Origin of the sequence: Parafrankia elaeagni (assembly GCF_000374165.1) — a bacterium.
Taxonomy (GTDB): Bacteria; Actinomycetota; Actinomycetes; order Frankiales; family Frankiaceae; genus Parafrankia; species Parafrankia elaeagni.
In genome coordinates, this window is record NZ_KB893794.1 from 117,137 (window position 1) to 138,597 (window position 21,461).

The following is a 21,461-nucleotide window of genomic DNA, read 5'->3' on the forward strand; positions in this document are numbered from 1 at the left end:
AGGTCGCCTGTGGACGACGTGATGGGCGGGTCCGTGAGTATCCCAGCGCTGGGCGTGTCGTCCGAGGGTGCTCCCGTGGTTGACCGTGCGGCGACAGCCGGCGGGCCGGGACGCGCCGACTTCTCCGCGAGCGACGTCCCTCCAACGCCCGACGTCCCTCCAACGGCCGACGGCACTCCGGCGCCCGACGGCACTTCGGTGGACGGCACTCCGGCGGCGGACGAGCGCCGGTCGGGGAAGGAAAAGGAAGACGAAGCAGCGCAGGTCGACGCTCCGGGAGAGCAGGGCGACCTGCCGGCCGCCGTGCCGCCCGGCGCGGACGCGGCCGGGGGCCGGCCGAACGGCGGGCGGCGGGTGATCCGGGCCGGACGGGATCTGCCGGCTGCGATCGCGGTCGGGATCGCTCTGGGCGCGGTGATCCTCGTTCCGCTGTTCACCCTGTACCCGATCTGGGTCGCCGTGGTCAGCACGGCAGTGGCCGTCGGCACCTACGAGGTGGTTCGCGCGCTCCACGTCGCGGGGATGTCCGTGCCGCTGGTGCCGCTGGCTGCCGGAGCGGTCGCGATGCCCATAGCGGCCTACGCCGCGGGCACCAACGGGCTCGTGCTGGCGCTCGCCGCCACCACCATCGTGTCCATCGGTGTCCGCGCCATCCGTGACCCTGCCGGCCGCCCGGCCGATCCGCCCGGCCCAGCCGGCATCGGTGGCCCAGCCGACATCGGTGGTGACGCGCGGCTGCGGGACATCGTGGCCTGTGCCTTCACGTCCGCGTACGTGGGCTTCCCGGCGGGCTTCGCCACCCTGCTGACGTCCGCGCCGGACGGGCACTGGCGCACCATCGCCTTCCTCGGCACGGTCGTGGCCAGTGACATCGGCGGCTACACGGCCGGTGTGCTCTCCGGCGGGCGCCACAAGCTCGCGCCGACGGTCTCACCGGGCAAGTCCTGGGAGGGTTTCGCCGGATCGGTCCTGGCCTGTGTGATCGTCGGCGCTGTGCTGATGGCCTGGCCGCTGGGCGCGCAGATCTGGCAGGGAGCGCTGCTCGGTGCCGCCGTCGCGGCGACGGCGACCGTCGGCGACCTGGGGGAGTCCCTCCTCAAGCGTGATATCGGGATCAAGGACATGGGCAGCCTGCTGCCCGGCCACGGCGGGATCATGGACCGGCTCGACTCGCTGCTGTGCACCGCGCCCGTCGCCTGGCTGCTGATCACAGCTTTCCTCGGCTGAAGCCCGCCGGGCGGTGCGTCAGGGCGGCCCTGCCGCGCCGCCCGGGCCGCCGCCTGCCCCCACCGCATTCCGATCACTCGATCACCCGGTCAACACCAGGCCGGACTGCCTGGCAGACTGGGCGGGCGATGACTGCCACGACCGCCGAATCCGGAGACCTCCTGCCGTTGGTGACAGGACGGTCCCGTCCGCCACGCCACCTCGCGGACCTCTCCCGCGACGAGCGCCGCGCGGTGGCCTCCTCGCTGGGCCTGCCGGCCTTTCGTGCCGACCAGCTGGCCCGGCACTACTTCGCGCGCCACCTGCGGGCCGACGACGCCGCGGAGATGACGGATCTGCCCGCGCCGCTCCGCTCGACACTGGTCGACGCGATGCTGCCGCGGCTGCTCACCGCCGCCACCACTCTTGACTGCGACAGCGGGCAGACCCGCAAGACCGTGTGGCGCACCGTTGACGGCGCGAAGATCGAATCGGTACTGATGCGCTACCCGCAGCGCGTGACGGTCTGCGTGTCCAGCCAGGCGGGCTGCGGGATGGCCTGCCCGTTCTGCGCCACCGGCCAGGGCGGACTCACCCGCAACCTCTCCACCGCCGAGATCGTCGAACAGGTGGTGGACGCTGCTCGCACGATGGCGCGTGGCGGCCTGCCCGGCGGTGCCGGCAGGCTGTCGAACGTTGTGTTCATGGGCATGGGTGAGCCGCTGGCGAACTACAGCGCCCTGCTCGCCGCGGTCCGCCGGATCGTCGATCCGGCGCCGGACGGCCTCGGCCTGTCGGCCCGGAGCGTGACGGTGAGCACGGTGGGCCTCGTGCCGGGAATCCGGCGGCTGGCCGACGAAGGGCTTCCGGTGACCCTCGCGTTGTCCCTCCACGCGCCGGACGACGAGCTGCGTAACGAGCTCGTCCCGATCAACAACCGCTGGCCGGTGGCCGAGGTGCTCGCCGCCGCCTGGGATTACGCACGGATCACCGGCCGACGGGTGAGCATCGAGTACGCCCTCATCGACGGCGTCAACGACTCGCCCGAGCGGGCGGACGCCCTGGCCGCGCTGCTGGCCGGCCAGCTCGCGCATGTGAACCTCATCCCGCTGAACCCGACCGACGGCTCGTCCTGGCAGGCGAGCGCTCCCCGCGGGCAGCGGGTGTTCGTCGACCGGCTGCGCGCCCGCGGTGTCGCGGCGACGGTCCGTGACACCCGTGGCCGGGAGATCGCAGCCGCCTGCGGCCAGCTGGCCGCGGAGCCGCCTGCCCGCGGGCAGGCGGGGCGGTAGCCGTGGCCATCGGTACCCCCGCCGGTCGGCGCCGGAGCCACGGCCGGGCCGGAGCCGGCGCCGGCCGGTCAGCCAGCGCCGGCCGGTCAGCAGCCGCCTCCGGGCGGCTGGCGGGTCTCAGCGCCCTGCGGCACGGCGCCCGGCCCGCGAACACGCTCTGGCTGCCGATCACCGCGGCGGTGGGCGTCCTCCTGCTGCTGCTCTGGTACGCGATGTCGCAGTCGCCGGCCGGGGATGCCGAGTCCGCCGCTCCCGTGGCGTCGGCGCTCGGCGAGGCCGGCGGCCCGGGCGCCGCGGCGCCGTCCGCGATGCCGACCGTGCCCCCGCCGCCGAGCAACGGGTGCGACACCGGCCGGAGCCTGCCGGCAGGTGTCACGACCGAGACCGTTCCGGTGTCCGGGGCTGACCGGCAGTACGTGCTGGCGGTACCGCAGGGCGGCGGCGCCGGCTCGCCGTTGCCGCTGGTCCTGAACCTGCACGACCAGGCCCAGTCAGCGCCGGAACTGGAGCAGTACACCCAGATGACGGACAGCGGGACCCGTGCGGGCTACGCCGTCGTCTCGCCCGTGGGCGCCGCCAGCCGGTGGAACTTCACCCGTTCGGCCGAGGTGGGTCCGGACGACGTCCTGTTCGTCGGCACGATGCTCAACGATCTGACCGTCCGGATGTGCCTGGACCCCCAGCGGGTCTTCCTCAGCGGCTTCTCCGACGGCGCCGACATGGCTCTTGGACTCGCGTGCGCGCTGCCGGACCGGTTCGCGGCGGTCGTCACCGTCGCGTCGAGCCGACTGCCGGACGACTGCCCCGCGCCCCGGGCGAGTCTGCTGGAGCTACACGGCACCGAGGACCCGGTCGCCCCCTGGGACGGCGGCGGCCCCCCCCGCGCCGCGCCGTACGCGGGGCTGGTCGCCCAGCCGGTGGTGAGCCGGGCCGACCGCTATGCCCGGAGCCTGGGCTGCGGCGGTGAGCACCAGGAGTCCCGGGACTTCACCAACGTGATCCGCACGGCCTGGACGTCCTGCCCGCAGGGCCGGGACGTGGGCGTGCTGGCGATGCAGGGCGGCGGGCACACCTGGCCTGGTGCCGCGGATCGCCCGGAGTTGGGGCGCACCGTGCCGAACCTGAGCGCGACCGTGGTGGCCATGGCGTTCTTCGCCGGTCACCCGGCCGACGGGCGGACGGTGACGGGCGGAAGCGGTACGGGCGGCGGGAACGGCTCAGGCGGCGGCGGATCGACAGGCGGGGCCTCCGGTGGATCCGGTGCCGCGCCGCAGCCCACCGGCGCCGGGCCGGCGCAGCCCCCGGCGGCGCCCGGAACGCCCGGCGCACCGCCGGCCCCCTCGGCACCACCGGGTGGCACCTCCGAGCCCACGCCCGGTACGAGCGCATCCCCCACTCCGGTGGTGCCGGCCACCACGCCCGCTCCGCCCGCGGGCACGACAACGCCAGGCCAGGGGGCCGACGGCGATACGTGACGGCCGGCCAGCAGCCAGGTCGGGTGGCGTATCCGGCGTTGACCCCCGGTAGGCGCGGCTACACCCAACGCGCACCTTCGGGCGGCACGTGTCAGGAACCGAACAGGCCTCGGTCCAAGCGTCGAAGGGCCTGCGAGAATGGGCGGTGTGGCGGAGGCTTCGGTCCAGCGTGAGGTGGTTCTGCTCGGGTCTACCGGCTCGATCGGAACCCAGGCGATAGATGTCGTACGCCGCAACCCGGACAGATTCCGGGTGGTGGCGCTGATGGGCGGCGGGTCGCGGGTCGACCTGCTGGCCGAGCAGGCGCTCGATCTCGGGGTCGAGGCGGTCGGTGTGGCTGCGGCCTCGTCGGCGCAGGATCTTCAGCTCGCGTTCTTCGCGGAGGCGTCCCGGCGTGGGTACCGCCGCGGCGAGTTCGCGGTGCCGAAGATCCTCGCGGGGCCGGACGCGGCCAGTGAGATCGCGTCCTGGTCGGCGGACATAGTTCTCAACGGGGTGTCGGGCTCGGTAGGGCTCGCACCCACCCTGGCGGCGCTCAAGGCCGGCGCGACAGTGGCGCTGGCGAACAAGGAATCGCTGGTCGCGGGTGGTCCGCTGGTGCTCGACGCGCTGGGCGGCAACCCGGACCGGCTGGTGCCGGTGGACTCCGAGCACTCGGCGCTCGCGCAGTGCCTGCGTGGTGGCCGGCGCGAGGAGGTCCACAAGCTGGTCCTGACCGCCAGCGGTGGTCCGTTCCGCGGGCGGAGCAGGGACGAGCTGACAGAGGTCACCCGGGAGCAGGCCCTCGCGCACCCGACGTGGGCGATGGGGCCGCTGGTCACGATCAACTCGGCCACCCTGATGAACAAGGGCCTGGAGCTGATCGAGGCGCACCTGTTCTTCGGAGTGCCCTACGACGACATCGAGGTCGTGGTCCACCCGCAGTCGCTGGTGCACTCGATGGTGGAGTTCACGGACGGGTCGACCATCGCGCAGGTCTCCCCGCCGGACATGCGGCTGCCCATCGCCCTGGCGCTGGGCTGGCCGGACAGGGTGCCGTTGGCACAGCCGCCGATGGACTGGTCGCGGTCGCAGAGCCTCACCTTCGAGCCGCTGGACACCGTGGCGTTCCCGGCGGTCGACCTGGCCCGCACCGCTGGTCGGCTCGGTGGCACGGCCCCGGCGGTGTTCAACGCCGCGAACGAGGAGGCCGTCGCCGCCTTCCTCGCGGGCGGGCTGCCGTTCGTCCGTATCGTCGACCTGGTGGCCGAGGTGGTGGGAGCGCACGAGGTGATCGCCCGTCCGACGCTGGACGAGGTGTTCGCTGTCGAGCGCGAGGCGCGCGCCGCCGCGAACCGCCTGATCGAGAAGGCCGGCGGGCGTCCTGTGGCGGCCGGAGGACGTGCTTGATGGCAGCCCTGGGCATCGGCGCGTTCGTCCTCGCCCTGTTCGTCTCGGTCGTCCTGCACGAGGCCGGGCACTTCGTCACGGCCCGGCACTTCGGGATGAAGGCGTCCCGCTTCTTCGTCGGCTTCGGCCCGACCCTGTGGTCGAAGCAGCGCGGGGAGACCGAGTACGGCGTCAAGGCGATCCCCGCCGGCGGGTTCGTCAAGATCGAGGGGATGACCTCCCTCGAGGAGATCGACCCGGCCGACGAGCCGCGGGCCTTCTACAAGGCGCGGGCGCGGGCGCGGCTGGTCGTGATGTCCGCGGGCTCGTTCGTCCACTTCGTCATCGCGATCGTGCTGATCTACGGAGTGCTGGTGTCGTTCGGCACCCAGCAGCCGAGCGAGACGGTCGTCGGGCAGACGAGCTGTATCGCGACCACGGGCGAATGCACCGGCCCCGGCCCGGCGGGCGCCGCCGGGCTGCTCGAGGGCGACCGGGTGGTGAGTTTCGACGGCACGGCCATCACCGCCTGGTCGGACTTCACCCGGCTCGTGCGCGAGCACGGGCCCGGCCCCGCGGAACTCGTCGTCTCCCGGGACGGCGAGCTCCTGACCCTGCGGCCCGACCTCGTCCAGGTCCTGCGGGACCGCGAGACCGGCGGTGCGGGCACGGATCCGGTCGGCGCCCTGGGCGTCCGCCCGGGCCGGGAGACCCGGCACTACGGGCCGCTGGAGGCCGTACCGGAGACCTTCGAGGTCATCGGCTCGGGCTTCACCGGGATGTACGAGACGTTCACCGAACGGATCGACGACATCAGCCGCATCTTCGGTGACGACCGCGACGAGAGCGGTTTCATCAGTGTGGTGGGAGCGGCCCGGCTCGGCGGCGAGGTCGCCTCCGCGGACGACGACTGGTCCGACCGGATCGCCAGCTTCCTGGTCCTCGTCGCCGCGATCAACCTGGCCATCGGGATCTTCAACCTGTTGCCGCTGCTCCCGCTCGACGGTGGGCACATCGCGGTGCTCGGCTTCGAGCAGGCCCGGCACGGCCTGCGGCGACTGCGCGGCTACCGCGGGCCGGTACAGCCGGTGGACTTCGCGAAGCTGTTACCAGCCACGTACGCCACGGTCGTCATTCTCGTCGGGTTCAGTCTGATCATCTTGTCCGCCGACATCGTCAACCCCATCCGCATCAACCAGTGAGTCGCCGTGTACCCGCGGTGGCGCGCGGTGGTGGTCCGCGGGTGTCCTGGTCGCCGGTAGATCCGGCAGGGGCGTCCCGCCGGCCGTCGTGAGTGCGCCGCCCCGCACGGGGCCGACTGACCCGGTCGACCGAACCGACCCGAACGGCATCGCCGTGACGGATCATTCCGGGCCGGGTCGCCAACTGACGATCAAAGCATCCGACACGCCAGTGAGGACATTGTGACCGTTACTCTGGGCATGCCCGCCGCTCCGCCCCGCCCGGTCGGAACCCGGCGTGTCAGCCGGCAGATCCACGTGGGCAACGTGCCGGTCGGAGGTGACGCCCCGGTCTCCATCCAGTCGATGTGCACCACGCTGACCTCGGACGTCAACGCCACCCTGCAGCAGATCGCCGAGCTGACCACCGCCGGCTGCCAGATCGTCCGGGTGGCCGTCCCCAGCCAGGACGACGCCGACGCGCTCGCGGCGATCGCCCGCAAGTCGCCGATCCCGGTGATCGCCGACATCCACTTCCAGCCGAAGTACGTGTTCGCCGCGATCGACGCGGGCTGCGCCGCTGTGCGGGTGAACCCGGGCAACATCAAGCAGTTCGACGACAAGGTCGGCGAGATCGCCCGCGCCGCCAAGGCGGCCGGCATCCCGATCCGGATCGGGGTCAACGCCGGGTCGCTCGACAAGCGCCTGCTGGAGAAGCACGGGAAGGCCACCCCGGAGGCGCTGGCCGAGTCGGCGCTGTGGGAGGCCTCGCTGTTCGAGGAGCACGACTTCCGGGACATCAAGATCTCGGTGAAGCACAACGACCCCGTGATCATGATCCAGGCCTACCGGCTGCTGGCCCAGGCCTGCGACTACCCGCTGCACCTCGGTGTCACCGAGGCCGGCCCGGCGTTCCAGGGCACCGTGAAGTCGGCGGTCGCCTTCGGCGCGCTGCTGGCCGAGGGCATCGGGGACACGATCCGGGTCTCGTTGTCGGCTCCTCCGATCGAGGAGATCAAGGTCGGCGCGGCGATTCTGGAGTCGCTCGGGCTCAAGGAGCGCCGGCTCGAGATCGTCTCCTGCCCGGCCTGTGGGCGTGCCCAGGTCGACGTCTACACCCTCGCCAACGAGGTCAGCGCCGGCCTGGAGGGCATGGAGGTCCCGCTGCGGGTGGCCGTCATGGGCTGCGTCGTCAACGGCCCGGGGGAGGCCCGGGAGGCGGACCTCGGTGTCGCCTCCGGCAACGGCAAGGGGCAGATCTTCGTCAAGGGCAAGGTCATTAAGACGGTGCCGGAGGCGCAGATCGTGGAGACTCTCATCGAGGAGGCCATGCGGCTGGCCGAGGAGATGGAGGCCAACGGCGCGGCCTCCGGCTCGCCCTCGGTCTCCGTGGCCTCCTAGCAACCTGGAAGGGCTGGATGGGTCTGCCGCTGCGTTCCGCACCGACCCGGCTGCTCGACGACAGGGATCTTCCTGCTGTCACCGAGCTGCTGAGTCGTAACCCGATCGCGGATGTCTTCGTCGCGTCCCGGGTGGCTGCGTGCGGTCTGGATCCCTGGCGCCTCGGCGCCGAGGTGTGGGGACACACGGTGGACGGCAGCCTCGCGGCCCTGTGTTACTCCGGCGCGAACCTCTGGCCCGTGGCAGCGGGCCCGGACTCGGCGAGGCTGTTCGCCGAGCGGGCCCGCCGCCAGGGCCGCCGCTGCTCGTCCATCGTCGGGGTCGGCTCGGCGGTGTCCGCGATGTGGCGTTACCTTGAGCCGACCTGGGGCCCGGCCCGCGAGATCCGCGGTGAGCAGCCCTTACTTGCCATCGACGCTCCGCCGCGCATCGCGCCGGACAACTCGGTCCGCCTGGTCCGGCCGGACGAGCTGGACGTGCTTCTTCCCGCCTGCATCGCCATGTTCACCGAGGAGATCGGCGTGTCGCCGGTCGGGCCGGACGGCGGCGCGCTCTACCGTTCCCGCGTCGCCGAGTTCGTCGGGCAGCGTCGGTCGTTCGCCCGCATCGAGCACGGCCAGGTGCTGTTCAAGGCGGAGATCGGCGCGGTCGCCGGCGACGTCTGCCAGATCCAGGGCGTGTGGGTCGCCCCGGCCCTGCGCGGGCGAGGCCTCGGCGCCGCCGGGACCGCCAGTGTCGTCGCCCTGGCGCGCGCGATGTTCGCGCCGATCGTGAGCCTCTATGTGAACGACTTCAACCACTCCGCGCGCCGCGCGTACGAGCGTGTCGGTTTCGAGCGCGTGGGCACATTCGCCTCGATTCTCTTCTGATCTTTCGATCAGCTCCCGCCGCTGTCGAGCCCGCCCGTCACCAGGGCGGGCTCTGACGCGTCCGCGGTGTGCGTCCCACCGTCGGCGGGGAGGCTTCCGTCTCGCTGCGTGCGACCTGGGAACGCGATGCGTGACCATTATTTCACTCTTGGTGGAGCATGGTGTCATCCGTGTGAATTCGGATGGCGAGATGCGTACTTGTCTGGCATCCTTACATTCCCGATGTCTCCAATCGACTTGACGCATTTGATCGACAAACGATGTGCGCCGAGAGTGTTGAAAGGGTAACAGAACGTGATTAAGCCCAAGAGGCTGTGGCAGCGGTTCGTGCCACTGGTTGCTGCCGGTGCGCTTGCGCTGGCGGTGACCGCCTGCTCGGGCGACGACGGGGGATCAGAATCCGTGTCGGCCGGCGGGGAGGTGACGGGAACCCTCCGCCTCGGCTACTTCCCGAACCTCACCCACGCCCCGGCGCTCGTCGGCGTTGAGCAGGGCACCTTCGCCAGGGAACTCGGCGCCGGCGTGAAGCTGGAGCCCAAGACCTTCAACTCGGGGGTCCAGGAGGCGGAGGCGATCCTTTCCGGCGCGCTCGACGCGGGCTTCATCGGCCCGAACCCGGCCGTGAACACGTTCATCAAGTCGAAGGGCGAGGCGATCCGGATCGTCTCCGGCGTGACCGCGGGCGGTGCGGCGCTGGTGGTGAAGCCGGAGATCACCTCGGTGGAGCAGCTGCGCGGCAGGACGCTGGCGACGCCGAGCCTCGGCAACACCCAGGACGTGGCGCTGCGCTTCTTCCTCCAGAAGAACGGGCTGAAGACCGACACCAGGGGCGGCGGCGACGTCTCGATCCGCCCGCAGGAGAACTCGGTCACGGTCGACGCCTTCAAGGCCGGCGCCATCGACGGTGCCTGGGTGCCCGAGCCCGTCGCGTCCCGCCTGGTGGCCGAGGGCGGCACGGTGCTCGTCGACGAGGCGGACGAGTGGCCTGAGACGGACGGGAAGTTCGTCACCACGGTCCTGCTCGTCCGCACGGACTACCTGGAGAAGAACCCGAGGATCGTCGAGCGTCTCATCGGGGCCAACATCTCCGTGATCGACCAGCTCAACGCCGACCCGGCGGCCGGGCGGACCGCCGCGAACGACGCGCTCGAGACGCTCACCGGCAAGCCCCTCGCCGACGACGTGGTCACCTCTGCCTGGAAGGGCCTGACCTTCGGCCCCGACCCGGTCGCGAAGTCGCTGTTCACCTCGGCGGCACACCAGGAGGAGCTCGGCCTCATCGAGGACCCGCAGCTCGACGGGATCTTCGACCTGACCATCCTCAACCGGCTTCTCGCCGACGCCGGCGAGCCGGCGGTCGCCGACCAGTAGGACCGCCTGTCCGCCGTGCCCGGCCGACCGGCCGACCGGCCGGCCGGGCACGGCGGACAGGCGGAGTCGATCCCGGCGGGCCGCCCCGCCGGGATCGGTCGCGCGGGGCCCTGCAAGATCGTGAAAAACCGAGGGGAGCAAGCTCGTGACGGCGCTCGCGACGGACACGGCACTGCGGATCGACGGCGCCAGCCGGGTCTTCGGCTCCGGTGCCGGTCAGGTCCACGCCCTCGACGACATCCACCTGGATGTCCGTCCCGGTGAGTTCGTCTGTCTGCTGGGAGCCTCGGGCTGCGGCAAGTCGACGCTGCTCAGCCTGGTCACCGGGCTCGACCAGCCCACTGCGGGGACGGTGGACACCGGTGGCCGCCGGGTCGGGATGATGTTCCAGGACTCGGCCCTGCTGCCCTGGTTGACCGCTGGCGGCAACGTGGAGGTGCCGCTGAAGCTGCGGCGCGTGCCGAAGGCCCGGCGTGCGGAGCGGGTCGACGAGCTGCTGACGATGGTCCGGCTCGCCGGCCAGGCGAACCGGCGTCCCCATGAGCTTTCCGGTGGGATGCGTCAGCGGGTGAGCCTTGCGCGGGCGTTCGCGCAGGAGGCCGACATCCTGTGCATGGACGAGCCGTTCGGGGCCCTCGACGCGATGACCCGCGACCTCCTCCACGACGAGCTCGAGCGCATCTGGCGCGAGACCGGCATCACCGTCCTGTTCGTCACGCATGACGTGCGGGAGGCCGTGCGCCTCGGCGACCGGATCGTCCTGCTCTCCTCCCGCCCCGGCCGGGTCGCGGAGATCTTCGACGTGCCGATCGAACGGCCCCGTCGCATCGATCAGCCCCAGGTGTCCGAGCTCGCCTCCGTCGTGACGGCGCGGCTTCGGGAGGAGGTCGCGCGTCATGGCCACTGACGTCGACGCGAGTGTCATCTCGGTCCATGACGGGGTCGGGACGGATCGCTCGTCCTCGTCCTCGTCGGCCGCGGTCACCCGTGGCAGCGCCCCGCCGGCGCCGCGGGAGTCGGAGGAGACCCTCGCCGGGCTGGACGCACTCGACATCCCGGTGCGCTCCCAGCGTCCCAGCGCGGGCCGGGCGTGGGCCTCGACCTGGCCGAAGCTCGCAGCCTTCGGGATGTTCCTGCTCGTCTGGCAGATCGTCGTCTGGTCCGGGTGGAAGCCCACCTACGTGCTGCCCGGCCCCGGGGACACCCTGCCGGAGTTCTTCGAGCAGCTCGGCACCTCCGAGTTCTGGGACGCGTTCGCCCGGACGCTGACCCGGGCCGGCCAGGGCTACGCCGTGGCCGTCGTCCTCGGCGGGATCGTCGGCCTGGCGGTCGCCCGGTTCGGCCTGCTGCGAGCGGCCGTGGGCTCGTTCATCACCGCGCTGCAGACGATGCCGTCGGTGGTCTGGGTACCGCTCGCGATCCTGCTCTTCCAGCTCGACGAGTCGGCGATCATGTTCGTCGTGGTGCTGGGCGCGGCGCCTTCCGTGGCGAACGGAGTCATCTACGGCGTCGACTACGTCCCGCCGCTGCTCGTCCGGGTCGGGCGCAGCATGGGCGCCCGCGGCTTCGCGCTGTACCGGTACGTGGTCGCGCCCGCCGCGTTCCCCTCGGTGCTCGCCGGCCTCAAGCAGGGCTGGGCGTTCGCCTGGCGCAGTCTGATGGCCGGTGAGCTGATCGTCATCGTCCCCGGCCACCCGTCGATCGGCGCGAACCTGCAGAACGCCCGCGACCTCTCCGACACCGTCGGCGTGATGGTCTCGATGTTGACGATCTTCGTGATCGGTGTCGCCGTCGACGCGGCCTTCAACGTTCTCGACCGGCGGATGCGGGAGCGCCGGGGTCTCATCGCCGAAGGCTCGAACGCGGTGAAGGCGGCCCGCGGCTCCCGGAACAGCCGGCCGAAGGACGGGTCGACGGGGCCGGCCGGCCCGGTCGGACCGTACTCCGGCGTGGACACGTCAGTGGTCTGACAGCCACCCGACCTCCGCCCGTTCCCTCGCCCGGTGCCGCCCGGCACCGGGCGAGGGAACGGGCGGGAGGCCGGCCGGCGGGCGGCCAGGTGCCTGCCGGGGAACCCAGGGGAAGGCTGCCCGCGGCACTGGCGGGCAAGATGGTGTTATGCAGATCTCCGCCCGGGCCGACTACGCACTGCGGGCCCTGCTCACGCTTGCCGCTTCGGACGGCAACCTCGTCAAGGGGGAGACGCTCGCCTCGGCTCAGGACCTCCCCCTGCGTTTCCTCGAGAACATCCTCACCGACCTGCGCCGCAGCGGTCTGGTGCAGAGCCGCCGCGGGGCGGACGGTGGCTACCAGCTGTGCCGCCCAGCCGAGGAGATCACGATCGCCACCGTGATCCGGGCCACCGACGGCCCGCTGGCCAGCGTGCGCGGCCGGCCGCCGGAGAACGCACACTACGAGGGTGCGGCGAAGCATCTGCAGGATGTCTGGATCGCTGTCCGCGTCAACCTGCGCAGAGTGCTCGAATCAGTCACCCTCGCGGACGTCGCCAGTGGGAAGCTTCCCGACATCGTCTGTGAGCTGCGCGAGGAGCCGGACGCCTGGTCGACGAGGTAGCGACAGAGATAGCGCGGTGCATGGTGGGTTTCTCGTGGTTCGCCCCGGACGGGGATCCCGGCACGCACGCCGCTGCCGGCGCGGACACGGCTGCCGGCCCGATGGCGGGCGGTCCCGTCCCGGCCGACGGTCCCACCCCGACCGGTGGTACTGCCCCGACCGGAGGTCCCGGGCAGCTGGCCGCGGTCGTGTTCGACTGGGGAGGCACGCTCACCCCCTTCCACGACGTGGACCTGCTCGACCTGTGGCGACTGGCGGCGCTGGAGATCTCGCCGTCGCAGGCAGACGAGATCACCGCCATCCTGGCCGGGCTGGAGGCGTCGTGGTGGCACTCCCGCGACGCCGCCGGCGGGCATGCCGGCAACGGGTCGGAGGGCGGAATGACCGGCTCGATCGCCGAACTGCTGGCGGCGGCCTCCGCCCGGCTGGGCGTGGACGTGGCCGCGGCAGTCGTGCAGGCCGCGTCCCGGCGTGACCTCACGGCCTGGACCCCGCACACGATGTGCGACCCCGAGGCACTGCTGCTGGTCCACCTCGTCAGGGCCCGGGGCCTGCTCATCGGCCTGCTGACGAACACCCGGTGGCCGCGGCTGTGGCACGAGCGCATGCTGCAGCGCGACGGCCTGCTGGATCTCTTCCACGCCAGGGTCTACACCAGCGATCTTCCGTTCGACAAGCCCCACCCGATCGCGTTCCAGGCGGTCCTCGAGGCGCTGGGGATCAGTGATCCGTCCCGGGTGCTGTTCGTCGGTGACCGGGTGCGGACCGACATCCGCGGGGCCCGGGCGGCCGGAATGCGGACCGTTCTCGTCCGTGACGGTGGCTCCGGTGCGGTGCATCCGGGGATGGCCGGCCATGCCGGACAGCTACCCGCGGACGCGGTGATCGGCCGGCTCGGACAACTGCTCGAGGTCTTGGACGCGTTCGGCGCCGCCCGCCCGGGCACCCCTCCGCCCCGCTGATCGCGACCGCGCTCGGGCAGGTGCCCGAGCATGGCAGGTCAGCGGCCGGGGAAGGCCGGGGCCGCCGCCTCCGGGGTCAGGCCCGCGGCCAGTCGTGCCCGCTGGCCGCGCAGCGCCATGGCGACGAGGGCGTCCATGGCCAGCTCGCGGTCGGCGCCGGTCAGCGCGCCGACGGCGGCCCAGGCCGAGGCGGCGGACTGGTCCTCGACGCGGGAGAGCAGGTCGACCGACCCCTCGACCCCGGCCGGCTCGACCGGCAGGCGGTACGCGGGCAGCGCTGCCGGCGGCGTCGTGCCATGGGCCCGCAACGTCGCGACGAGCGCGTCCCGCAGCACGCGATGATCATCATGGGCGGCTCGGGCAAGGGCGCGGGCGGGCTGGGCCGGTGCGCCCAGCGGCGCGAGTGCACCGCCCGCCGCCGCCGTCGCGTAGACGGCCGCATGCGCTGCCGACAGCATCGTCGCCAGCGCCGCGACCGCGGTGGCTCCGCCGGCCTGCCCATCGCCTGCCGTGGCGGACCCGCCGGTGGCGGACCCGCCGGTGGCGGACCCGCCGGTGGGCGCCCCGCCAGCCGCTGCGACCAGCTCGGCGTGCCCGGACTCGGCGGCGCACAGGCTGGCCAGCAGCGACGCGAGCGCGGAGCCGGCGGCCAGAGTGCCGGTCCGGTGTGCCGCGGCGGTTGTGCGCTCGAGTCCGGAGAGGGCGCTGAGGGCGGCTGCCCGCGCCGCAACGGTGTCGCCGGCCGGCCCGGTGCCTGCGGCCACGGAGGCCGGGTCAGTGGTGGTGCTCGGGCTGATGCTGCCCGAACCCGCCGAGCTGCCCGAACCCGCCGAGCTGCTCGGACGTCCGCTGCCGGCGACCGCGCCCGCGCCCACCCCGGGCAGGCCGAGCGCGACCAGTGCGCGGGCGTGGTCGGCGTGGTGCGCGCGGATCGCCCGCAGGGTCCCGGAGAGGGCGGGATGCTCGCCGATCGCGGTGTCGTAGGCCGCGAGCAGGGCGGTCTCCCGGGCGTGGGCGTCGGCCGCCGCGGCCACATCGGCCGGGCTGGCGGTGGGCCCGGGGACAGCGGGTACCGACCCGGTGCAGCCGGCAGCGGCGGCGAGGACGGCCGCACCGGCGCTGACCACCGGGACGGCAGCCAGGAAGGCCCGGCGCGACGGCCCGGTGCCGCTTGCTGTGGACACCGCTGGAGCTTCGCACATCAGCCCGCGGCCCCCGGCCGGAGTGGCCCGCCCTGCTGTCACCGCCGCGCGGACAGCCCGCGATTGGAGACCCGTGCCGGCGGACGTAGGCTAAGGATCTCGGCGGTGTGACGCTGGACGCTTGACGTGGGGGGCGCTGCCTGTCCGGGATGACGGCCCTGTCGCCCTGCGCTGTTCCCACGGCCGGTCACCGACGAGGCCGGGCGGCATGCGGCCACGGTCAGGGGCGCCGAGTCGGCGCGGGAAGGAACAGGCGAGGTGGCTAGGACGGGAGACTCCGGCCGGGCGGGGGTCCGTCGGCCGACGGCGCCGTCCCAGGGCACCGGAAGGACACAGGCCTCCGCGGGAGGCAGCCGGGCGACAGCGGCGGCGGCGAACGAGGCCGCGCGGGTGGAGCTGCGGCGCAGGCTGGAGCCGGCGTTGGCCGCGCAGGGTTTCGATCTCGAGGACGTCGCCGTCTCACGGGCGGGTTCGCGCAGCGTGGTCCGGATCGCCGTCGACCGCGAGGGCGGGATCGATCTCGACGCCGTCGCCGCGGCCAGCCGGCTGGTCTCCGCTGCCCTGGACGACGAGGCCGAGGGCGGCGCCGGCGGCCCACTCGCCGGGCCGTACGTGCTGGAGGTGACCTCGCCCGGTGTCGACCGGCCCCTGCTGGCCCCGCGGCACTGGCGCCGGGCCGTCGGGCGGGTGGTGCTTGTTCGACGCTCTGACGGCGGCGACGTCGAGGGCAGGGTGCTTTCGGCCGACGACGAGGGTGCTGATCTGTCGGTTCCCACCGGGCCGGCCCGTCGCGGCCGGCCTGCCCGCACCCGGGTGGAGCGGGTCGTCTACGGCACGGTGACCAGGGCGACCGTCCAGGTCGAGTTCGGGTCGGCTGCGGATGCCGACCAGCACGACAGGGAGGCGGGCGGAGACCCGGCAGTCGGCCCCGAGGACGTCACCGACACGGATCTCGACGACTCCGACGACTCCGACGACTCCGACGACTCCGACGACTCCGACGACGCGGACGACTTTGACGACGCGGACGACTTCGACGACGTCCACGACTCGGACGACGCCGGCGGGTCGGCGACCGCCGGGAGCGGTGCGGAGGGCGCGGTCGCGGCGGAGGCCGGGCACACCGCGTCACCCCCCGATGAGCTGGTGCAGGATCATGGTGCCGTGGGCGCGGTTGCGGGCCCGAGCGGCCGGGACGGCAAGGAGATGAACCGGTGAAGCTCGACGTCGCTGCGCTGCGGGGAATCGAGCGCGAGAAGGAGATCGCCTTCGACACTCTTGTCGAGGCGATCGAGACCGCGTTGCTGACCGCCTACAAACACACCAGTGGCTCCGCCGAGGACGCCCGGGTGGTGATCGACCGCACCAGCGGTGAGGTCGCGGTCTTCGCACGGGAGAACGGGCCGGACGGTACCCCCAGGGAGTGGGACGACACGCCCGCCGACTTCGGCCGGATCGCCACCATGACCGCCAAGCAGGTCATCATGCAGCGCCTGCGTGAGGCGCAGCAGGAGGTGACCTACGGCCAGTACGCCGACCGCGAGCACGAGGTGGTCTCCGGCGTGGTCCAGCACCACGAGCAGCGGGCCGGTTCCCGGGTGGTCCTGGTCGATCTCGGCACGGTGGAAGGTGTCCTGCCGCCGGCCGAGCAGGTTCCCGGCGAGCGGCTCGAGCACGGTGATCGGATCAAGTGCTACGTCGTGCACGTCTCCCGTGGTGCGCACGGGCCGACCGTGACGCTCTCCCGCACCCATCCGGAGCTGGTCAAGGGACTGTTTCGGCTCGAGGTGCCCGAGGTTGCCGACGGCACGGTCGAGCTGGCGGCGATCGCCCGGGAGGCCGGCCACCGCACCAAGATCGCGGTTCGTTCGAAGGCGTCCGGAGTGAATCCGAAGGGTGCCTGCATCGGCCCGATGGGCAGCCGGGTCCGGGCGGTCATGGCGGAGCTCCACGGCGAGAAGATCGACATCGTCGACTGGTCGGGCGACCCGGCGACCTTCGTCGGTAGTGCCCTCTCCCCGGCGCGGGTGTCGCGGGTGGAGGTCACCGACCTGGCGAGTCGGTCGGCAAGGGTCGTCGTGCCCGACTACCAGCTGTCGCTCGCGATCGGCCGGGAGGGCCAGAACGCCCGGCTCGCCGCGAGGCTCACCGGGTGGCGGATCGACATCCACTCCGACACCGAGGGGGGCGGGGAGCGTGCCGAGCGGCCGACCGGGGACAACACGCCCCGGCACAACGGATCCGGGGGTGGCCCGCGGAGGTCCTCCGCCATGGGCGGCCACTCTCGGGGCGCAACGGGATAGACTTATCATGGCGCGCCGTGCGGAGCCGGCTCCCCGGGTGGCTCCCGCCCGTGCATCGAAAGCCCGTGCATCGAACCCGGATGCCGAGAAGTCGAATGCCGAGCAGGGGCCACCGGGGGACTCTGGACCGATTCGTACCTGTGTCGGTTGTCGAAGCCGGGTGGCGCGGTCGAGCCTGTTGCGTATCGTCGTGGTCGGTGGCGAGCTCCTTCCGGATGTCCGCCGCCGAATGCAGGGCCGGGGCGCCCACGTGCACCCTGACCCGACCTGCGTCGATCTCGCGGAGCGCCGCAAGGCGTTCCCGCGGGCGCTGCGGGTCTCCGGGCCGCTCGGGCTGAAACAGGTCAGAGCACATCTGGAGCAGCGGACGCGCAACAGCAGCATGTAGAACAGAGTGCGGGCGCCGTGAAGTGGCGGTGTCCAGGTGAGACAGCGGTGCGGTATCCGTTCCGGTGGGGATCGGTTCGGGTGGTTCGCGCCGGTAGGCGACGCCAGATCGACGTCGACATGGAAGCAGGTCGAGACAGCGATGACCGCGCAGTGAGAACGCAACCATGATCACCAGCAGGTAACGAGGTCACGCGGGCATGGACCGCGGGCCGAACGAAGGAGCACCGTGGCAGGAAAGGCCCGCGTACATGAGCTCGCGAAAGAGCTCGGCGTCGACAGCAAGACCGTGCTCGCCAAGCTGAAGGATCTTGGTGAGTTCGTGAAGTCCGCCTCGTCCACTGTCGAGGCACCTGTGGTCCGCAAGCTCAAGGAGGCCTTCCCCGCGGAAGGCTCCGGCGGCGCGGGCCGTTCCGGCGGCCGTCCCGGTAACGGGGCCCGGCCCACCCCGCCGCCTCGCCCAGGCCCTGTGCCTGGTCGTCCCGGCCCCATGCCCGGTCGTCCCGGCCCTGCCGGTGCCCGGCCCGTGCCCGGCCGTCCCGGCCCCGCGCCCGCTGCGGCGCGTCCCGGCCCGTCGGCCCCCCCGCAGCCCCCCGTGGCTCCGCCGTCTCCGATCGCCCCGCCGCCCGCGGCCCAGCCGCAGGCGCCCCGTCCGATCGCTGCCTCGGCGGCACCGACCGCGCCCGCACCCCCGGCGCCGGCAACCCCGCCGGCTCCGGCTCCGGGCGTTCCAGGTGCTCCGGGCGCTCCGGGTGGCTCCGGGCCGCGTCCCGGCCCGGCGAGCCCGACCGCGGGTGGCCCGCGTCCCGGCCCGGCCCAGCAGGGCCGGCCGCGTCCCGGCGGCCCCGGCCAGGGTGGTCCCGGCAGCGGCCCGCGTCCCGGCCCCAGGCCGGGTCCCCGCCCGGCCGGTGCCGGCAACAACCCGTACACCTCCCCGTCGGCCGGTCCGCGTGCCGGCTCCGGCCAGGGCGGCTCACCGTCGGCTCCGCCGCGGCCCGGCGCCCCGCGTCCGGGTGGCCCGCGTCCCGGCGGCCCGCGTCCCGGTGGCCCGGGCGGTCCGCGTCCGTCGCCGGGCTCGATGCCGCCGCGTCCCGGCGGTTCCGGTGGTCAGCGTCCGTCGCCGGGCTCGATGCCGCCGCGTCCCGGTGGCTCCGGTGGCCCGCGTCCCAACGCGGGAATGTTCCAGCCCCGGCCTGCCGGCGGCGCTCCCGGGCGTCCGGGTGGCGCGCCGGGCCGTCCCGGTGGCGGCGGTGGCGGCGGTCCGCGCCCAGGCGGTGGCGGCGGATTCGCCGGCCGCGGTGGCGCTCCCGGTCGTCCCGGCGGCGGTGGCGGTGGCGCTCCCGGTCGTCCCGGTGGTGGCGGTCCCGGTGGTGGCGGTCGTCCGGCTGCTGGTGGCCGCGGTCGCGGTGGTACCACGGCGGGTGCCTTCGGCCCCGGTGGCCGTGGGCGTCCCGGTCGGCAGCGCAAGTCCAAGCGCGCGAAGCGGCAGGAATGGGAGAGCGGGCTCGAGGCGCCGCGCATGGGGGCGATGGTCCCGCGCGGCAACGGGCAGGCGATCCGACTGCCCCGCGGTGCGTCGCTCGCGGACTTCGCCGACAAGATCGACGCCAACCCCGGCGCTCTCGTCCAGGTGGTGTTCACCCAGCTGGGTGAGATGGTCACGGCCACCCAGTCCTGCACCGACGAGACGTTGCAGCTGCTTGGTGTGACGCTCGGCTACGAGGTCCAGATCGTCAGCCCGGAGGACGAGGACAAGGAGCTCCTGGAGAGCTTCGACCTCTCGTTCGGCGGTGAGTACGGCGACGACGTCGAGCTGGGTACCCGTCCGCCGGTCGTGACGGTCATGGGTCACGTCGACCACGGAAAGACGAAGCTGCTCGACGCGGTCCGCTCCACGGACGTCGTCGGTGGCGAGGCCGGCGGGATCACCCAGCACATCGGCGCCTACCAGGTGCGGGCGGTGGTCGACGGCGACGAGCGGCCGATCACCTTCATCGACACCCCGGGCCACGAGACCTTCACGGCCATGCGTGCCCGTGGTGCCCAGGTGACCGACATCGTGGTCCTCGTCGTGGCGGCGGACGACGGTGTGAAGCCGCAGACCGTCGAGGCGCTCAACCACGCGCAGGCGGCCGGTGTGCCGGTCGTCGTGGCGGTGAACAAGGTCGACAAGGAGGGCGCGGACCCGGCGAAGGTCCGCGGCCAGCTCACCGAGTACGGCCTGGTCGCCGAGGAGTACGGCGGCGACACGATGTTCGTCGACGTCTCCGCGCGCAACCGGACCGGTATCGACGCTCTGCTGGAGGCGGTCATCCTGACCGCCGACGCCTCCCTCGACCTGCAGGCGCCGACCGGCACCGAGGCTCAGGGTGTGGCGATCGAAGGCCGCCTCGACCGTGGCCGCGGCCCGGTGGCGACGGTGCTGGTCCAGCGCGGGACCCTGCGCGTCGGTGACTCGGTCGTGGCCGGCGAGGCGTTCGGTCGAGTGCGCGCGATGCTCGACGAGAACGGCGCGCAGGTCACCGAGGCGGGCCCGGCGCGGCCCGTGCAGGTGCTCGGTTTCACCAGCGTTCCCGACGCCGGCGACAACTTCCTCGTCGTACCCGAGGACCGGGTCGCCCGGCAGATCGCCGAGCGCAGGCAGGCCCGTGAGCGCAACGCCGAGCTGGCGCTGAGCCGTGGCCGCCCGACGCTGGAGAGCATCCTCGAGCGGATGAAGGAGGGCGAGAAGACCCAGCTCAACCTCATCCTCAAGGGCGACGTGTCGGGTTCGGTCGAAGCCCTCGAGGACGCCCTGCTCAAGATCGACGTCGGCGACGAGGTCGGCCTGCGGATCATCGACCGTGGTGTCGGCGCGATCACCGAGACCAACGTCATGCTGGCGTCGGCCTCGGACGCGGTCATCATCGGCTTCAACGTCCGCCCGCAGGGCAAGGCGACGGAGCTGGCCGACCGCGAGGGCGTGGAGGTCCGCTACTACTCGGTGATCTACCAGGCCATCGAGGACATCGAGAACGCCCTCAAGGGCATGCTCAAGCCGGTGTACGAAGAGGCCCAGCTCGGCACCGCGGAGGTCCGCGAGGTCTTCCGGGTGCCCCGGGTCGGCAACGTCGCCGGTTCGCTCGTCCGCTCCGGCATCATCCGCCGCAACACCAAGGCCCGGCTCATCCGGGACGGTGTGGTGGTCGCGGACAATCTCACCGTCGACTCGCTCAAGCGGTTCAAGGACGACGCGACGGAGGTCCGCGAGGGCTACGAGTGCGGTATCGGTCTCGGGTCGTTCAACGACATCAAGGTCGATGACGTGATCGAGACCTTCGAGCAGCGGGAGGTTGCCCGCACCTGATCCGGCGGTGTCGGTGCCGGTCGTACCCCTGGTCCGACCGGCACCGGCACTCGGCTCAGTCAGGATGTGGGAAGATCATGTGGATCGGGACCCTGACGCTGGACATCCTTCTGGGTGACGTCCATTCGCTGAAGGAGAAACGGTCGGTCGTCCGGCCGGTCGTGGCCGAGCTGCGGCGGCGTTTCGCGGTGAGTACCGCGGAGACCGGCAGTCTGGACCTGCACCGTCGCGTCGAGATCGGAGTGGCTGTCGTGGCCGCGGACCGCGCGCACTGCGTGGAGGTCATAGGTGCCTGCGAGGACCTGGTGGCGCGACGCCCGGAGCTGGAGGTCCTCTCGGCGCGAGCGCGCTTCCTGTCCGGGGAGGACGTGGACGGCCATCCCGGGCCCGGAGCGGTTCCGTCGCAGGGCGTGTCCTAGGCCGTCCCGTGCCACGGGGCGGCCCCTGCTGTGGACACGGGCGCGGGCGGCACAGTCGCGAGCGCGGCACACGTGGCCGGCGGTTCCGGGTGCGGTCCCGGACCG

18 protein-coding genes are annotated in these 21,461 nt (G+C 72.8%); 17 read left to right on the forward strand and 1 reads right to left on the reverse strand.

Annotation, left to right across the window (positions count from 1 at the left end; genetic code table 11):
- The first annotated feature begins 21 nt into the window (after window positions 1–21).
- The 12 genes from B207_RS0131260 to B207_RS0131315 all read left to right on the forward strand — a co-directional run bounded on the left by B207_RS0131260 (window position 22) and on the right by B207_RS0131315 (window position 13,699).
- Window positions 22–1,227, forward strand: coding sequence for a phosphatidate cytidylyltransferase (locus B207_RS0131260; RefSeq protein WP_035743226.1), 1,206 nt, complete (start codon window positions 22–24; stop codon window positions 1,225–1,227).
- Window positions 1,228–1,355: 128 nt separating this feature from the next.
- Window positions 1,356–2,498 carry a 23S rRNA (adenine(2503)-C(2))-methyltransferase RlmN gene (gene rlmN / locus B207_RS0131265; RefSeq protein ID WP_018640634.1) on the forward strand — a complete coding sequence of 381 codons (1,143 nt, stop codon included), beginning with the start codon at window positions 1,356–1,358 and terminating at the stop codon, window positions 2,496–2,498.
- 2 nt (window positions 2,499–2,500) lie between these two features.
- Window positions 2,501–3,973, forward strand: coding sequence for an alpha/beta hydrolase family esterase (locus B207_RS0131270; protein WP_018640635.1), 1,473 nt, complete (start codon window positions 2,501–2,503; stop codon window positions 3,971–3,973).
- Window positions 3,974–4,111: 138 nt separating this feature from the next.
- Window positions 4,112–5,362 (forward strand): 1-deoxy-D-xylulose-5-phosphate reductoisomerase, encoded by a 1,251-nt coding sequence (gene dxr, locus B207_RS0131275; RefSeq protein WP_018640636.1) that lies wholly within the window; start codon window positions 4,112–4,114, stop codon window positions 5,360–5,362.
- Window positions 5,362–6,543 carry a M50 family metallopeptidase gene (locus tag B207_RS0131280; protein ID WP_018640637.1) on the forward strand — a complete coding sequence of 394 codons (1,182 nt, stop codon included), beginning with the start codon at window positions 5,362–5,364 and terminating at the stop codon, window positions 6,541–6,543. Before dxr ends, B207_RS0131280 begins: the two co-directional genes overlap by 1 nt.
- A 222-nt stretch (window positions 6,544–6,765) precedes the next feature.
- Window positions 6,766–7,923 carry a flavodoxin-dependent (E)-4-hydroxy-3-methylbut-2-enyl-diphosphate synthase gene (gene ispG, locus B207_RS0131285; protein ID WP_026311638.1) on the forward strand — a complete coding sequence of 386 codons (1,158 nt, stop codon included), beginning with the start codon at window positions 6,766–6,768 and terminating at the stop codon, window positions 7,921–7,923.
- A gap of 17 nt (window positions 7,924–7,940) precedes the next feature.
- The gene (locus tag B207_RS0131290) at window positions 7,941–8,792 is read left to right on the forward strand and encodes a GNAT family N-acetyltransferase (RefSeq protein WP_018640639.1); all 852 of its coding nucleotides are present in this window, start codon (window positions 7,941–7,943) and stop codon (window positions 8,790–8,792) included.
- Between the two features lie 297 nt (window positions 8,793–9,089).
- On the forward strand, window positions 9,090–10,163 hold the full coding sequence (locus B207_RS0131295) for an ABC transporter substrate-binding protein (RefSeq protein WP_026311639.1): 1,074 nt from the start codon (window positions 9,090–9,092) through the stop codon (window positions 10,161–10,163).
- A 145-nt stretch (window positions 10,164–10,308) separates the two neighbouring features.
- Entirely contained in the window at window positions 10,309–11,070 is a 762-nt protein-coding gene (locus B207_RS0131300) for an ABC transporter ATP-binding protein (RefSeq protein ID WP_018640641.1), read from the forward strand.
- The gene (locus B207_RS0131305) at window positions 11,060–12,133 is read left to right on the forward strand and encodes an ABC transporter permease (protein WP_018640642.1); all 1,074 of its coding nucleotides are present in this window, start codon (window positions 11,060–11,062) and stop codon (window positions 12,131–12,133) included. Before B207_RS0131300 ends, B207_RS0131305 begins: the two co-directional genes overlap by 11 nt.
- Window positions 12,134–12,281: 148 nt before the next feature.
- Window positions 12,282–12,737 carry an RrF2 family transcriptional regulator gene (locus B207_RS0131310; RefSeq protein WP_018640643.1) on the forward strand — a complete coding sequence of 152 codons (456 nt, stop codon included), beginning with the start codon at window positions 12,282–12,284 and terminating at the stop codon, window positions 12,735–12,737.
- Between the two features lie 20 nt (window positions 12,738–12,757).
- Window positions 12,758–13,699 (forward strand): HAD family hydrolase, encoded by a 942-nt coding sequence (locus tag B207_RS0131315; protein WP_018640644.1) that lies wholly within the window; start codon window positions 12,758–12,760, stop codon window positions 13,697–13,699.
- Between the two features lie 38 nt (window positions 13,700–13,737).
- On the opposite strand, the gene B207_RS42220 is transcribed toward B207_RS0131315, so the two are convergent.
- Window positions 13,738–14,883 carry a DUF4439 domain-containing protein gene (locus tag B207_RS42220; protein WP_018640645.1) on the reverse strand — a complete coding sequence of 382 codons (1,146 nt, stop codon included), beginning with the start codon at window positions 14,881–14,883 and terminating at the stop codon, window positions 13,738–13,740.
- A 276-nt stretch (window positions 14,884–15,159) separates the two neighbouring features.
- Between B207_RS42220 and rimP the strand changes: the two genes are divergently transcribed.
- The 5 genes from rimP (at window position 15,160) to B207_RS36510 (ending at window position 21,356) form a co-directional block, all read left to right on the forward strand.
- Entirely contained in the window at window positions 15,160–16,119 is a 960-nt protein-coding gene (rimP, locus tag B207_RS0131330; protein WP_026311640.1) for a ribosome maturation factor RimP, read from the forward strand.
- Window positions 16,116–17,204: a transcription termination factor NusA gene (gene nusA, locus B207_RS0131335; protein ID WP_018640647.1), complete on the forward strand. Its 1,089-nt coding sequence runs from the start codon at window positions 16,116–16,118 to the stop codon at window positions 17,202–17,204. The genes rimP and nusA overlap by 4 nt, the downstream gene beginning before the upstream one ends.
- Window positions 17,205–17,334: 130 nt before the next feature.
- The gene (locus tag B207_RS42495) at window positions 17,335–17,592 is read left to right on the forward strand and encodes a YlxR family protein (protein ID WP_407671492.1); all 258 of its coding nucleotides are present in this window, start codon (window positions 17,335–17,337) and stop codon (window positions 17,590–17,592) included.
- Window positions 17,593–17,820: 228 nt separating this feature from the next.
- Window positions 17,821–20,937 (forward strand): translation initiation factor IF-2, encoded by a 3,117-nt coding sequence (gene infB, locus B207_RS0131345; protein WP_026311641.1) that lies wholly within the window; start codon window positions 17,821–17,823, stop codon window positions 20,935–20,937.
- Between the two features lie 77 nt (window positions 20,938–21,014).
- Complete coding sequence (locus B207_RS36510; RefSeq protein WP_018640650.1) at window positions 21,015–21,356, forward strand: DUF503 domain-containing protein; 342 nt, start codon at window positions 21,015–21,017, stop codon at window positions 21,354–21,356.
- Window positions 21,357–21,461 lie beyond the last annotated feature (105 nt).